Annotated in this window: 10 protein-coding genes; 4 read left to right on the top strand and 6 right to left on the bottom strand. The window is 58.1% G+C overall.

All coding sequences use genetic code 11. The annotated features are described in order from the left end of the window. Position 1: 1 nt before the first annotated feature. Positions 2–4,954, bottom strand: a complete 4,953-nt coding sequence (locus VF709_RS04940) for an alpha-2-macroglobulin family protein (protein WP_440230992.1) — start codon at positions 4,952–4,954, stop codon at positions 2–4. A 274-nt stretch (positions 4,955–5,228) separates the two neighbouring features. Here VF709_RS04940 and VF709_RS04945 point away from each other — a divergent pair, with 274 nt between their 5' ends. From VF709_RS04945 to VF709_RS04960, 4 genes are all read left to right on the top strand, one after another. Beyond that, the gene (locus VF709_RS04945) at positions 5,229–6,773 is read left to right on the top strand and encodes a PTS transporter subunit EIIC (protein WP_045293487.1); all 1,545 of its coding nucleotides are present in this window, start codon (positions 5,229–5,231) and stop codon (positions 6,771–6,773) included. Positions 6,774–6,785: 12 nt separating this feature from the next. Then, positions 6,786–8,153, top strand: a complete 1,368-nt coding sequence (locus VF709_RS04950) for a 6-phospho-alpha-glucosidase (protein WP_023620126.1) — start codon at positions 6,786–6,788, stop codon at positions 8,151–8,153. 90 nt (positions 8,154–8,243) lie between these two features. Beyond that, entirely contained in the window at positions 8,244–9,089 is an 846-nt protein-coding gene (gene sseA, locus VF709_RS04955; RefSeq protein WP_038420386.1) for a 3-mercaptopyruvate sulfurtransferase, read from the top strand. After that, positions 9,089–9,859, top strand: a complete 771-nt coding sequence (locus tag VF709_RS04960) for a MurR/RpiR family transcriptional regulator (RefSeq protein WP_013098289.1) — start codon at positions 9,089–9,091, stop codon at positions 9,857–9,859. The genes sseA and VF709_RS04960 overlap by 1 nt, the downstream gene beginning before the upstream one ends. A 17-nt stretch (positions 9,860–9,876) precedes the next feature. Here the strand turns inward: VF709_RS04960 and sseB are convergent, their stop codons facing one another. The 5 genes from sseB to hscA form a co-directional block, all read right to left on the bottom strand. Next, positions 9,877–10,653 (bottom strand): enhanced serine sensitivity protein SseB, encoded by a 777-nt coding sequence (sseB, locus tag VF709_RS04965; protein WP_020690031.1) that lies wholly within the window; start codon positions 10,651–10,653, stop codon positions 9,877–9,879. 113 nt (positions 10,654–10,766) lie between these two features. Further along, the gene (gene pepB, locus VF709_RS04970) at positions 10,767–12,053 is read right to left on the bottom strand and encodes an aminopeptidase PepB (RefSeq protein WP_013098291.1); all 1,287 of its coding nucleotides are present in this window, start codon (positions 12,051–12,053) and stop codon (positions 10,767–10,769) included. Between the two features lie 53 nt (positions 12,054–12,106). Beyond that, a complete protein-coding gene (iscX, locus tag VF709_RS04975) occupies positions 12,107–12,307 on the bottom strand; it encodes a Fe-S cluster assembly protein IscX (RefSeq protein WP_003860650.1) in 201 nt (66 codons plus the stop codon). 1 nt (position 12,308) lies between these two features. Then, positions 12,309–12,644, bottom strand: a complete 336-nt coding sequence (gene fdx / locus VF709_RS04980) for an ISC system 2Fe-2S type ferredoxin (protein WP_003860652.1) — start codon at positions 12,642–12,644, stop codon at positions 12,309–12,311. Between the two features lies 1 nt (position 12,645). Beyond that, complete coding sequence (gene hscA, locus VF709_RS04985) at positions 12,646–14,496, bottom strand: Fe-S protein assembly chaperone HscA (protein ID WP_149896171.1); 1,851 nt, start codon at positions 14,494–14,496, stop codon at positions 12,646–12,648. Between the last annotated feature and the right edge of the window lie 2 nt (positions 14,497–14,498).

Below are 14,498 nucleotides of genomic sequence, written 5' to 3' on the forward strand. Positions count from 1 at the left end.
ATTACGGTACAACAATCAGCGGGCCACTGGCCGCACCCGTTGCCCGCCACTGCGGAACATACATGGACTCCACCAACGGCACCGGTACCTGGTACGTTCCCGGCGTCACGGCGCGCGCCAGATAAACCAGCGTAACCGGCTGCCCTTTGTTTACCGGCACTGCGGCCACAAAGCGGTCGTCGCGGAACTCCATATGCTGAATATCCGCCTGCTGCATCTGGCTAAGCAGGTTCTGCACTTCGCTGCCGCTGTCCTGCAGGCTGGCGCTGCTGCTCGCCAGGTTCTGGTTCTCCAGCTCCAGACCCGCCGGGAGGAGATCCACCACCAGCGCATCCGGCACGTCCTGGCTGGCCTTCACTTCCAGCCATACCAGCACCAGCTCACCGCTCTTCAGCGAAGAGAGCGATTTCGAACTGCCGTCGGTTGCCAGAATATGGCGTTCAATCTGTAGAACATTCGAGGATGGCTGAGGGGCTGAGTCCGGGTAACCGGTGCTATCCAGACGCACCCACAGCGGTGTCGTGCCGGTGTTGGTCACCTGCAGCGCACCAAGCTGATCGCCATTCATATTCTGCACCAGCGCCTTGTCACCGCTCAATGCGCTACCCGAGAGTGAGGTTTCCGCCTGCCATGCTCCGGACAGAGTTTGTAGCGAACGTCCGGCCAGGAACAGCGCGTTACTCTCCTGCGTAGACAGCCAGCGCTGGCTGAAGGCCTGTTCAGACAGGGCATTCAGCAGCCTATTTTGCGCATCCGGCAGCAGCTTGTACTCCTCCAGAAGGGAGAGCATCAGCGCGTTATCACGAAGCGCGCTACCGTAATCCGCCATCCAGTTTCTGCTGTCGTTGCGCGGTGTTTTGAGGGCCAGATCCAGCGCCTGCTGGCTGCGCGGGGCATCCCCCATCAGTTTGAGTGCCATACCGAGCTGCATCAGCGGCAGACCGGAAGCCGCCTGCCCGTGACGATCCCAGATTTCACGCAACGCACCCAGCGGGGCTTTTTGCTGGCGCGCCAGTACCAGTGCGGCATAGGCCTGCACGGCAAATTTGCTGGCCTGAGTATTGTCGCTGTAGCGGATGGACATCATGCCCGGATCCTGCAGGTAGCGGAGCAGTCGGCTATTGGCATTATTGACCGCATCCGTCGGCACGCTGTAGCCCTGCTCACCGGCACGCACCAGGAAGTCAGTGACATAGGCAGTCAGCCAGTACTCTTCCGGACCGTTTTTATCCCAGAGCGCAAAACCACCGTCATCACGCTGCATCTGCAGAAGGCGGGAGATGCCAATATCAATGGCAGCACGACGTTTGTCGTCCGTGTCGCCTTTAATGCCAAGCGCCTTCAGTTGTGACGCGTTGGTATAGAGCGACGGGAACAGGCCACTGGTGGTTTGTTCAAGACAGCCATAAGGATATGCCTGCAGCTCACGGATATAGCGCGCCAGATTAAGCGGCGGTTTGCCGCTAAGCAGCAGTTGTCCCTGCAATGTAGCGGGAGAGAAGCCGTTGATATGCTGCCCTGGCGCAGTCCAGGACTCACCCGGGTTCAGCATGGCCCCGGTATTCACCGTCTGCGCCGGGAACGCAGGACGGACGCCGATTTTCCAGCTCTTCTGCTGCGGAGCGAAGGTCTCGCCAGGCAGCTGAAGTCCTGTTACCTGCGCCGTCACTTCGCCGTCACCGTAACCTTCCAGTGCACGCACCGGAATAAACAGCGTGCTGCGCGCACCCGGTGGCAGTTTGACAGGCTGCGGCTGTGCCCCTTCCAGCGACAGCTTGCCGGTCGTGGTTAAGGCCACATTTAGCGTTTGCGGCTGATCGGTCAGGTTAGTGAGATCCAGCGTCAACCGTGAGGTATCGCCGCTTGCCAGGAAGCGCGGCGTATTAAGCTCGGTAATGACCGGCGCGGCCACAATCACTTTGCTTTCGCTGCTGCCGAAATCTTCTTCCGTCCAGGCCTGCGCCATCAGACGCAGCTCGCCGTTGAAGTCTCCAATTGGCAGGGTGATGGACCCTTCACCATTCGCATCAAGCGTCACTGGCTGTGCCTGCTGGGCGATAATGGTGACATGGTTCACCGGCGGCTTACCGCCGCGTTTAAGCTCATCGCCGTCACCACCAAAACGCAGCGCGGCCATACGTCCCTGGCCTTCAATCACCTGGCCGTAGATATCGTAGATATCCGCGCCATAGCGCTTCTGACCAAAGAAGGCCTGCCACGGATCCGGCGTGACGTAATCGGTAATGTTCAGCACGCCGCTGTCCACCGCGGAGACCAGCACGTTCACTTTCTGTGGTACCGGGCCCTCTTTCACGCTGGCTTTTACTTTCACGGAAAGCGTCTGGTTAGGGCGCATTTTCTGCGGGTTATCCAGCGCGATATTCAGACGGCGATTTTCATCCCCCATCGGCAGATGCAGCAGGCCAACCGCCCGCTTCGGCGTGGCGGATTTGGATTTATCGCCAGGGCGAACCACCAGCGTGCTGAGATAGAGGTCGTGGCGTTTCCAGGCTTTGTCTACCGGAATAGAGAGATCCAGTCCGTTGGCCGGAACGTCGATCTCTTTCCACCACAGCGGCCCTTCGCTGGATTCGATCATCGCATAGCCTTTACCCGCGGCAGGTGCGGCGATATGCAGCTGGATGGTGTCACCCGGCTGGTAAGAAGGCTTATCCAGTTTCAGGGTCACGCGGTCGGGGCGCGCTGCTCCCGTGCCGTCACTGTTATCCTGCCAGCTGTACCCGGCCCAGAAACGTACGCTGCTGACCATGTCATCAGGCGCTTTCACTTCCAGACGATAGGAGCCCCACTCTACCGGGAACGTCACTTTACCCGTTTCATCGGCCTTGAGGGTCAGCTCCTGCTCGCCTTCAATGAGATCTTTTTGATCAAACTGAGACTGCCAGCCATCGCTTTCTGACCAGTTCCAGTAGTAGTCGCGGCGTTCGCGGATCAGGCGCACCTGTAACCCGGAAACAGCCTTTTTCGCCCCACTGGCATCGGCATAGACAATGTCGAAACTGGCGTTGCCGTTTTCATCGACGATAGGCTGGTTAACGGTGGTATCGGTGCGGTAGTCATACACAGCCTTGCTGGCGAACTGAGGACGAATACCCGTTAATTCGGCTGCTGGCCAGATAGCCTGTTCAGCACGACGCGTCACCGGACGACCGCCTGATTCCAGCAGGCTGGCCTGCAGGATCAGCTGAAGCGGAGAGTGCACCTCTTTCCACTGGCTTTCTGTAGAGACCTGCCCACGCCCCTGTTCATCAAGCGTAAGCTGCACTTCATCCAGGCTGCGACTCAGGTTGTCTTCGGCGATATCGCCAAACTGGAAGCCAGGCAGCGCCGGAACCGCTTCACGCAGTGGACGCAAAAAGAGCTGCCCCTGCAGGGCATTACCGTTGGCCGGTGCGCCGTACAGGTAATATCCCACCACGTTAAAGTCGACGTTATCCTGCGGTGAAACCGGCATTTTTTGTCCGCTCAGATTCAGCGCCATACGCTCTGGCATAAAATCTTCGACATGGAAGTCCCACAGACGCTGCTGGTTATCGCCCGTATTGGCGCGGATATGCCACATGCCGGTTTGCCCCCCGCTGTCCAGCGGATAGTTAAAGCGATAGAGACCGTTCTCCGGCTGGACGACGACGGTACGCGCTACCTGCCCGTCCGGACGAAGCACATCCAGCTTCACCGGCTGCGCGGGCAGCGGTTTACCGTCGCTGTCGCGCAGTAAGCCGTTCAGGATCACCGTTTCGCCTGGGCGATAGAGGTCACGCGGGCCAAACATAAAGAATTGTTTGCTGTAGCCCGGGCTACCAGCAATGTCGAACTCCGCCAGATCGAGCGCCGGCAGCTTGAGGTCAAGCAGCGTAGTCTGACCATCTTTACTGGCAAGGATCAGCGCGGCTTCTTTGTCCGTTTCGAGCTTTGCATGGCCGTCGGCATCGCTGTTCGCCTCAGCCAGGGTCTGCCCTTTATCGTTTAACAGCGTGACGGTTACACCGGATTGCGCCGCACCGTTTTCCAGGCTCTGGGTGAAGATATCGAGACGGTTATGATAACGGTGAGCGGACAGCCCAATATCGCTTAAGGTGAAGAGCGTGGCGGCATTGCTGTAGTTGTAATGCCCTGCCTGATTCATCACCGCGATATAGACGCCCGACTGCTGGAGCGGCTTGATATCTTTCAGCGGCAGCAGCAATTTTTCACGCGTGTTGCGTGCCGGGTTAAGATCGAAACGACCGGTATAAACCAACTCGGCCATCTTCAGCAGATTGTCAGATTCCCAGTTGGTCAGCGAGTTACGGTATTCCCACTGGCTGACGAATGAAGCCAGCGACTCCGGTTTCACGCGATAGAAGTTCACGTCCACGTTATTGACGTTGAGCGCCATGACCGGCAAGCCTTCCACCACTTTACCCGGCAGCAGTGACCCGCGGCTGGCGAAGCCGACCGTCGGCTCGACATCCCGGGTGGTCAGGGCTTTTTCGTAGTCGATGCCAAAAGTCGCTTTGTTTAACCCCTGCAGATCGCGTTCCACGGTGACGACCAGATTGCGGTTAGGCTCCAGATGGCGCAGACGAAGCTCTTTCAGGTTTGGCGCCAGTTCCCACGCCCCGTCAACCTTGCCGCTTTTCTTATCCACGACATGCACGGTTTTCGAGAAATCCTGATCCGGATTCAGTGGAACAGAGAATGTCAGCACCAGCGTGGCGGCGCCGTCCAGCTGCACTTCAGAGGCATCAAGCAGAGTGAGCGCTTTGCCCTGACTTTGTGCCGCCAGTTTTGCCAGCTTGTCAGCGTCTGGCTTTTCCGCCGCTTTTGGTGTGGTTGCTGTAGATGCCGCGGGAGCCGCAGCCTGAGGTTTATCGTCGCTGTTATCACAGCCGACAAGCGTAAACGTGGTGAGCAGCGCAAGAGAGAGCGCGGCTAAGCGAAACGGTTTCATCCTTTGTCCCTGGCCCATGGAGCCTGTTGGTCGTCTTCCGGATAAGTATTATCCGCAAGTTTCGTTAATACAAAAAGTCCATTTTTAGGATCTGGAAGGCGGCTCGCATCGTCAACGTGGTGATGTTACGCCGATCACAACGTCAAACGTCACATGTTACCTTTCACGTCATTTGTTTTTAAAACAAGAAGATAGCTGGATAAGCTCGCCGGGAGCCTGCTAGTTTTAAGCTCAAGACGCACCCCGAGTGCGCGGTTCAATAAGAGAGAAAGCCATGAAACGAGCCGTGAACGCCCTACAAAATTTCGGAAAATCATTGTACGGACCGGTACTTATTTTACCGATCGTCGGTCTGTTTATCGCCTTTGGCAATGTGCTGGGCAATGGCAACCTGGCCGAGTATCTGCCGTTTCTCGGCCATCCGCTGATCCAGAATATCGGCCAGCTGATCGCCAAATCTGCCGTGTCGGTGCTGGTTAACCTGGCCCTGGTGTTTGCCGTCGGCATCCCGATTGGTCTGGCAACACGGGACAAAGGCTACGCGGCGCTGATTGGGCTGGTAACGTTTGTGGTGTTTATCAACGCCATGAACGTCACGCTACAGCTTCAGGGCGAACTGGCACCCGCAGCACAGATGAAAGCCGCCGGGCAGACCATGGTGCTGGGCGTTCAGGTGCTGGAGATGGGCGTGTTCGCCGGGATCCTGACCGGCGCGCTTTCCGGATACCTGTACAACAAATACTCCGGCGTACAGTTTAACGGCGCGATGGCGATTTACTCTGGTCACTGTTTTGTCGCCATTGTGATGCTGCCCGTTTCCATGCTGCTCGGCGTAGTGATGAGCGAGCTGTGGCCGTTTGCCCAGCACGGCATTAGCGCAATGGCGCTTGCCATCAAAGGTTCTGGTCCGTTCGGCGTGGCGATCTACGGCTTCCTTGAGCGCATTCTGGTGCCCACCGGCCTGCATCATCTGGTCTATACCCCGTTCCTGTATACCGAACTGGGCGGCACGCAAGAGGTGTGCGGTACGGTTTATCAGGGCGCGCGCAACATTTACTTCGCGGAAATGGCCTGCCCGGAGGTGAAACAGCTCAGCAGCACGGTGGTATGGGATGCGCGCGGCATCAGCAAGATGTTTGGCCTGCCGGCGGCGGCGCTGGCGATGTACATGACCGCAAAGCCGGAGCGTAAAGCGGCAGCAAAAGCGATTCTGATCCCGGCGGCGCTCACTTCACTGCTGGTCGGCGTCACCGAGCCCATTGAGTTCTCCTTCCTGTTTGTCGCCCCGCTGCTGTTCGTGGTGCACGCGGTGCTGACGGGTATCGGGATGATGCTGTTCTCCCTGCTGGGTGTTCACGCCATCGGCGCTAACGGGATTATCGATTTTATTCTCTACAACCTGCCGCTCGGCACGGAGAAGTCCAACTGGCCGATGTACATCGTGGTCGGGCTGATCATGTTTGCCCTCTACTTCGTGGTGTTCCGCTTCCTGATCCTGCGTTTCAACATGAAAACGCCAGGCCGTGAAGATGAGGACCAGGAGACGCGCCTTTACAGCAAACAGGAGTACCAGGCGAAGGGCAATAACGACGGGCTGGGTGAATCCATCGTCGTCGGTCTGGGCGGCCGGGAAAATATTGAAGTGGTGGATAACTGCTACACCCGCTTACGTGTGACGGTGAAGGATGTCGCCATCATTGATGAGCCGCGCCTGAAAGCGACCGGCGCAAAAGGGATTATCAAACAAGGTAACAACGTTCAGGTGGTCTACGGGCTGCATGTCAAAAAAATGCGAGAAGCCGTTGAGACGTTTCTCTGAAAGGAGCTAAAGATGTTTACACCCCCATTCATTCTGTCGATTGCTGGCGGCGGTAGCACCTACACGCCAGGTATTGTGAAAAGCCTGATGGTGCGTCTGCAGGACTTCCCACTGGCCGAAATCCGCCTCTACGACATCGACGAGGCGCGTCAGAACACGATTGCCCCGGTGGTGGAAAAAGTGATCCGCGACCACAGCCAGAGCATCAAATTTACCGTCACCAATGACCCGGAAGTGGCCTTCAGCGGCGCACACTTCGTCTTCGCCCAGATGCGCGTTGGCCAGTATAAAATGCGCGAGCAGGATGAGAAGATCCCGCTGCGCCACGGCGTGGTTGGTCAGGAGACCTGCGGCCCCGGCGGGCTGGCTTATGGGCTGCGTACGATCCTGCCAATGGTCGAGCTTATCGATCTGGTGGATCGCTACGCGCATGAAAAAGCATGGATCGTAAACTACTCCAACCCGGCGGCAATCGTCGCAGAGGGGGTGCGTCGCCTGCGACCGAACGCCCGCGTGCTGAATATTTGCGATATGCCGGTTGCTGCAATGCGTAACATGGGAGCCATTCTGGGGGTCGATCGCCGCAAGCTGGAGGTGGACTACTTTGGGCTGAATCACTTCGGCTGGTTTACCCGTGTGTTGGTGGACGGCGAGGACAAGCTGCCGGAGCTGCGTAAACATATCGCGAAGTTTGGTCTGCTGACGGAAGATGCCGCCAAAACCGACCCGCAGCACTCCGATCCGTCGTGGGTGAAAACCTGGCGCAACATCAAGCCGATCATGGATAACTTCCCGGAGTATCTGCCGAACCCGTATCTGCAGTACTACCTGATGCCGAACCAGATTGTCGAGCATCAGAACCCGGACTACACTCGCGCTAACGAAGTGATGAACGGGCGTGAGAAAAAGCTGTTTGCCGCAGCCGAAGAATATAAGCGTACCGGGATCCTGCCGGACGCCTTCCACGTTGGCGTTCACGGCGAGTTTATCGTCGATGTCGCCTGCTCGCTGGCCTTCAACCTGCGGAGCCGTCATCTGGTGATGGTGGAAAACCGCGGGGCAATTACCAATCTGCCGTACGATGCGGTCGTCGAGGTTCCCGCTTATATCACATCCGAGGGGCCAGAGCCTGTCCGCGTGGGCCAGGTGCCGCTGTTCCATCAGACGCTGCTGCAACAGCAGCTCGCCTCTGAACAGTTGCTGGTGGAAGCAACCATTGAAGGGAGCTATGAGAAAGCGCTGCAGGCATTTACCCTGAATCGCACCGTGCCGACCATGGAGCACGCGAAAGCGATTCTGGATGAGATGATCGAGGCTAACCGCGAGTACTGGCCTGCGCTGCAAAAAGCCTGGCAGAACGGCGAAGCGGTGAAAAAATAGGGGCTTGCTCGCGAGTTGAACGTGGTTTGCTTGTCGGTGTCAGAAAAAACACCGACAATCCTTTTTTACGGAAAAGAATGGAGGCAACCCATGTCCACCTCATATTTTGTCGCCGCCGACTGGCTGATTGAGCACGGCGACGATCCTGAAGTGCAGATTATTGACGCGCGTATGGCTCCTCCGGGCCAGGAGCATCGTGACGTTCCCGGTGAATACCGCGCAGGGCACCTGCCGGGCGCGGTATTTTTTGATATCGAAGCCCTCTCCGATCACACCTCCTCTCTGCCGCACATGCTGCCGCGCCCGGAAGCCTTCTCCGTAGCGATGCGCGAGCTGGGCATCAGCAAAGACAAACACCTCGTTGTTTATGATGAAGGTAACCTCTTCTCTGCCCCGCGCGCGTGGTGGATGCTGAAAAACTTCGGCGTCGAGAAAGTCTCGATTCTGGCGGGGGGTCTGGCTGGCTGGAAGCGCGACGAATTGCCGCTGCAGCAGGGAGATGTGACGCTGCCGGAGGGGGATTTTGACGCGACGTTTGACGCAAATGTGGTGAAACGCCTGACCGACGTGCTGGTCGTCAGCCATGAAAACACTGCTCAAATCGTCGATGCGCGTCCTGCCGCACGTTTTAACGCTGAAGCGGACGAACCTCGCCCTGGCCTGAAACGCGGACACATTCCGGGGGCGTTGAACGTGCCGTGGGGCGATCTGGTGTTTGAGGGCGAGCTGAAAACCACCGATGAGCTACGCGCGATTTTTGATCGTCAGGGCGTGGATTTACACCGTCCGATTATTGCCAGCTGCGGTTCCGGCGTAACGGCCTGCGTGGTGATCCTGGCGCTCGCCACGCTCGGCGTAAACGACGTCACGCTGTACGACGGCGCCTGGAGTGAGTGGGGTGCGCGAGACGACCTGCCGGTTGAACCCGCGAAATAATGGATAACCGCCTGGCCACGCTGTTAACGCGCGGGGAATCGCTGACCCGCGCGGAGTATCGCGTACTCGCCCACCTCACGGAGCATCCGCTGTTGGTGGGTAACATCACGGTGCGGGAACTGGCACAGGCGACATTTGTCTCTACCGCGACGATTATGCGGCTGTGTCAGAAGCTGGGGTTCAGCGGGTTTAGCGAGTTTATCTGGCACTGCAAACAGCTCCTCACCGACACGCCGCATATTACGACGCAAGGAAACGCCCTTCCGCAGTTGCCCGCGCTGTTCAGCCAGTTTATTGCCAACTATCAGCAGACATTCCAGTGGGTGACCGATGAGAAGCGTCTGCAGTTTGCCGACCTGCTGCGTCACAAAGAGAGCTTCTTTCTCTACGGTGCCGGGTTTTCCTATCTGTTTGCCGAATACCTGACCAAAAAACTGCAGGTGCTGGGGAAAACCGCGTTTATCTCCGGGCCGGGTGACAGCCGGAACATCTTTCTCAGTAACGCCGCCCGTTATCAGGTATTTATTGCCGTCTCGCGCAGCGGCGAAACAGAGCAGGTGCTGGATAAAGCGCGGATCGCCAAAAACGTCGGGATGACGATTGTCGCGTTTACCCGCGCCTCGGCCAATACCCTGGCGGGCATGGCGGACGTGCACTTCGCTCTCTATGACGAGGCGGTGCATTACGCCGCGGAAGCCGCAGGGGTGACGTCGTTTGAGTCGAATCTGGTACTGCTGATGGATTTACTGCTGCTGGAAGCAACGGGGTGACAGTCACCCCGCTGTAATCAGATGATGCGGTTGGTTTTGAGATCGCGCAGGAAACCGCCCCAGCGACGCTCATAAAACGGTGTGATGTGCTCGGTAATAAAGTGGCTGATGCCCTTCTCACCGTTCTTCACCTGGCAGATATCAATTGGCTCATCGCCCGGCAACGTATCAGTGGCCACACTGCCCGCCGCCTGGATGATTTCATCGATATCGCCGTCAGCTTCAATACCAATCAACAGTACCGGCTGTTCATCCGCTTGCTCTTTAATCGAACAGAGGAACGCGCGTCTTACCGGCTTCAGGGTTTTGAACAACGTGGTCAGGGAATCGATCATCTGCGCTGGCGGTTCGGCCACTTCAGAGAGCAGCAGCGTTTCGCCCCCTTCCAGCACTTCCTGGGTGCTGAGCGGGTTACCCTCTTCACCAATCAGATGGCTGATTTCACGCGGCGTGAACTCTTTCCCGGTCGGCAGTTTCGCATTAAGGAACAGCGTCTGGCCCAGCGTCATTTCGAACAGCGTGCGCACCGGCATCACCACGAACGCCTGTTCGTCTTCAACGGCGGTCTGCAGCGCTTCAAGCGAGGTAAAGAACGGGATCACCGAGGTGCCGTCGTCTTTCTCCCAGTGCAGCAGATCCAGCGCGCTATCTTCAACAACCTGCTCACCTTCCGCCGCGGTTCCTGGCACCCAGACGGTGGATTCCAGCAGCGTGCGGAAAAATGCCGGACGGTGGGCGGGCTCGGTCGCCGCCTGTTCCAGCAGGGTTTCTAATTCGTTTTTGGTTTCGGACATAACAATTCCAGATAATGCATTTCCCCCCCTCACCCCGGCCCTCTCCCTCAAGGGAGAGGGAGCAAACCATCCCCTCTCCCCGTGGGAGAGGGTTAGGGTGAGGGCAATGACGATTATTCAGCCGTCAGCAGGTTCGCCACGGTACGCACGCCCAGGCCGGTCGCGCCCGCAGACCACTGCTCAACTGCCGCTTTACGGTAGGTTGCGGAGCAGTCGATATGCAGCCAGCCTTCGTGATAGTTCTCAACGAAGTGGGACAGGAAGCCAGCTGCGGTGCTTGCACCCGCCGGGTATGCCGCACTCGCGGTGTTATTCAGTTCGGCAAAATTAGACGGCAGCTGGCTGCGGTGGAACTCCGCCAGCGGCAGACGCCAGAACGGTTCGTTTTCTGCCGCGGCGCTTGCCAGCAGGCGGGCCGCCAGCTTGTCATCAAAGCTGAACAGCGCATGGTAGTCGTTACCCAGCGCCGTTTTTGCCGCGCCGGTCAGGGTGGCCATATCGATAATCAACTCTGGCTTCTGGGCAGAAGCGTCGATCAGGCCATCAGCCAGCACCAGACGGCCTTCTGCATCGGTGTTCATCACTTCAACATTTTTGCCGTTGCGGTAGCGAATGATGTCGCCCAGCTTGAAGGCGTTACCGCTTACCATGTTGTCCGCGCAGCACAGGTACAGCTTCACGCGTTTTTTCAGGCCACGGGTAATCGCAAACGCCAGCGCACCAGTGATGGTTGCCGCCCCGCCCATGTCGGATTTCATGGAGTCCATGAACGCGCTCTGCTTCAGGCTGTAGCCACCGGTGTCGAAGGTGATACCTTTCCCGACCAGGCAGGCAAACACTGGCGCGTCTTTATCGCCGGTTGGGTTGTAGTCCAGCGCCAGCAGCACCGGTGGACGCTCAGAGCCACGACCCACGGTGTGAATGCCCATGTAGTTCTGCTCGCGCAGGTCTTCACCTTTGGTGATGCGATAAGACATGTTGTCGCCAGCCACGCCGCACAGCAGGTCAACGGCGCGCTGTGCCAGCTGTTCCGGCCCCAGCTCTTCTGCCGGTGCGTTAATGGTGTCACGTACCCAGTCGATAATGGTCAGGCGGCTTTCCAGCTCTTTTTGACCGGCTTCGTCAAGGTTGGCCCACTCAATTTTGCGGGTGCCTTTTGGCCCTTTATAACCGGCCCAGAACGCCCAGCTGCGGTCGGTGTCCCAGCCCTCGCCTGCCAGAGAGACATGCTTAATGCCGAGCCCATCAATTTTACGCGCGGCGCGCTGGATCAGGCCCAAATCGTCGTTGCCCGTCAGATGCAGGGTAATACCGTCGTTGTTGATACTGTAAGTGGCTTTTTCGCCCCAACGCGCATCGGCGGGTTGCGTAGAGAGCGTAATCTTCATCGCTTCGGTCATTTTATTTATCCTTATTAGCAAACGGGCCGCCTGAAGGCAGCCCGTTACGTGATTTACTCTGCTTCATCTAACCAGACTAACAGAATCGCCTCCAGAATTTTTTCATTGGATGCGTTGGGATCGTCGTCAAAATCCTCTAAATCGCAGATCCACTGATGCATATCGGTGAAACGTACGGTTTTTGGATCGAGATCCGGGTTAGCGTCGTAGAGCGCTTCGCCGATTTCACGGCTGTCTGTCCACTTCAGTCCCATATTAATGCTCGCGTGCGTGGTTGATGGTGTAGCGTGGGAACTCCACGACCAGATCCTCGTCGGTCACCGCTGCCTGGCAGCTTAAGCGGCTGTCGGGCTCCAGACCCCATGCTTTATCCAGCATGTCATCTTCGTCTTCGGTGCTCTCGGCGAGCGAGTCGAAACCTTCACGCACGATGCAGTGGCACGTCGTGCAGGCACAGGATTTTTCACAGGCGTGTTCCACTTCGATACCTGCACGCAGGGCAACATCGAGAATGGTTTCACCGGTCTTCGCTTCCAGAACAGCGCCATCCGGACAGAGGTCCGCATGAGGCAAAATAACAATCTTTGGCATATTAAACCTCGTCCACGGACTGGCCTTTCAGCGCGACGCGGACAGATTTGTCCATGCGGCGAGCAGCAAAGTCCTGGGTTTGTTTATCAACGTTTTTAATGGCTTCTTCTATTGCATCAGCGTCATTGCCCTGGGCGACCACGCTTAAGTGCGCAGCAGCCTCGTCAATCACCTGACGCTCAGCGGCGCTTAACAGCGCGGCATCGGCAGCGAGCGCGCCGTTCAGGCTTTCCAGCACGCGTGCGGCTTCCACTTTTTGTTCGGCCAGCATACGCGCCTTCACATCCTGCTCGGCGTAGCTCATTGAGTCCTGAATCATGGAGGCGATTTCGCCATCGGTCAGGCCGTAGGACGGCTTCACCTGAATGGACGATTCGACACCAGTCGATTTTTCCATCGCCGTGACGCTCAGCAGGCCGTCCGCATCCACCTGGAAGGTGACGCGAATATGCGCCCCGCCCGCAGGCAGCGCCGGAATGCCCCGCAGCGCAAAGCGCGCCAGAGAACGGCAGTCCTGCACCAGTTCGCGTTCGCCCTGCATCACGTGAATGGACATGGCCGTCTGACCGTCTTTAAAGGTAGTGAACTCCTGCGCACGTGCCACCGGAATGGTGGTGTTGCGCGGAATGACTTTCTCCACCAGTCCGCCCATGGTCTCTAAACCCAGCGACAGCGGGATAACGTCCAGCAGCAGCATTTCACTGTCCGGCTTGTTGCCGACCAGAATATCCGCCTGAATCGCCGCGCCCACGGCAACCACTTTGTCCGGATCAATGGAGGTCAGCGGCGTGCGGCCAAAGAATTCGCCTACACGCTCACGCACCAGCGGTACGCGGGTGGAGCCACCCACCATGACCACTTCCAGCACCTCATCCGCCTCAACGCCGGCATCTTTCAGCGCACGACGGCAGGCTAACAGCGTGCGTTTCACCAGGGGGGCGATGAGATCGTTAAACTGTTCACGGGCGATCTCACCCTGCCAGCCCGCCACGTTCACACTGACTGACTCAGCATCGCTTAGCGCAATTTTGGCCTCGATGGCCGCATCCAGCACTTCACGCTGTACGCGGGCATCGCTGCGATCGCTGATACCCGCCTGCTCGCGAATGTAATCCGCCAGCAGATGGTCAAAGTCATCGCCGCCCAGCGCGGAGTCCCCGCCGGTCGCCAGCACTTCAAACACCCCACGGCTTAAGCGCAGGATCGAGATATCAAAGGTACCGCCGCCGAGATCGTAAACCGCGATCACCCCTTCCTGACCGGAGTCGAGGCCGTAGGCAATCGCTGCCGCTGTCGGTTCGTTCAGCAGGCGCAGCACGTGCAGGCCCGCCAGACGCGCGGCGTCTTTGGTGCCCTGACGCTGTGCGTCATCAAAGTAAGCCGGAACGGTAATCACCACACCGTCTAAATCGCCGCCGAGCGTTGCCGTCGCACGCTCCGCCAACGCTTTTAGGATGTCAGCGGATACGCGAATTGGGTTCAGCAGCCCGGCCGCAGTCGCAATCATCGGCAGGCCGTTTTCACTGGCCTGCAGCTGATACGGCAGATGCGGGTAACGGGTCTGAATATCGGCCAGCGAGCGGCCCATCATCCGCTTAACGGAGCTGATGGTATTCGCCGGATCGCGCGCGGCGTTAGCGCGGGCATCAAAGCCCACCACGTGGCCCTGCTGCTGGTAGTGGACCACGGAAGGCAGCAGATGGCGGCCCTGCTCGTCAGCCAGCGTCTCCGCCTGGCCGCTACGCACGGTTGCCACGAGGGAATTGGTGGTGCCGAGATCAATACCCACCGCCAGACGACGCTGGTGCGGTGCGGCACTTAAGCCAGGCTCACTAATTTGTAATAAGGCCATAA

Origin of the sequence: Enterobacter sp. Lyrl_3, assembly GCF_051948675.1 — a bacterium.
In the GTDB taxonomy this organism is placed as follows: domain Bacteria; phylum Pseudomonadota; class Gammaproteobacteria; order Enterobacterales; family Enterobacteriaceae; genus Enterobacter; species Enterobacter cloacae.

Bases quoted from the DNA above. Each gene is read 5' to 3' on its own strand.
- sseB (WP_020690031.1), bottom strand. From the start codon at position 10,653: ATGTCCGAAACCAAAAACGAATTAGAAACCCTGCTGGAACAGGCGGCG.
- VF709_RS04940 (WP_440230992.1), bottom strand. From the start codon at position 4,954: ATGAAACCGTTTCGCTTAGCCGCGCTCTCTCTTGCGCTGCTCACCACG.
- hscA (WP_149896171.1), bottom strand. From the start codon at position 14,496: ATGGCCTTATTACAAATTAGTGAGCCTGGCTTAAGTGCCGCACCGCAC.
- VF709_RS04960 (WP_013098289.1), top strand. From the start codon at position 9,089: ATGGATAACCGCCTGGCCACGCTGTTAACGCGCGGGGAATCGCTGACC.
- iscX (WP_003860650.1), bottom strand. From the start codon at position 12,307: ATGGGACTGAAGTGGACAGACAGCCGTGAAATCGGCGAAGCGCTCTAC.
- sseA (WP_038420386.1), top strand. From the start codon at position 8,244: ATGTCCACCTCATATTTTGTCGCCGCCGACTGGCTGATTGAGCACGGC.
- pepB (WP_013098291.1), bottom strand. From the start codon at position 12,053: ATGACCGAAGCGATGAAGATTACGCTCTCTACGCAACCCGCCGATGCG.
- fdx (WP_003860652.1), bottom strand. From the start codon at position 12,644: ATGCCAAAGATTGTTATTTTGCCTCATGCGGACCTCTGTCCGGATGGC.
- VF709_RS04945 (WP_045293487.1), top strand. From the start codon at position 5,229: ATGAAACGAGCCGTGAACGCCCTACAAAATTTCGGAAAATCATTGTAC.
- VF709_RS04950 (WP_023620126.1), top strand. From the start codon at position 6,786: ATGTTTACACCCCCATTCATTCTGTCGATTGCTGGCGGCGGTAGCACC.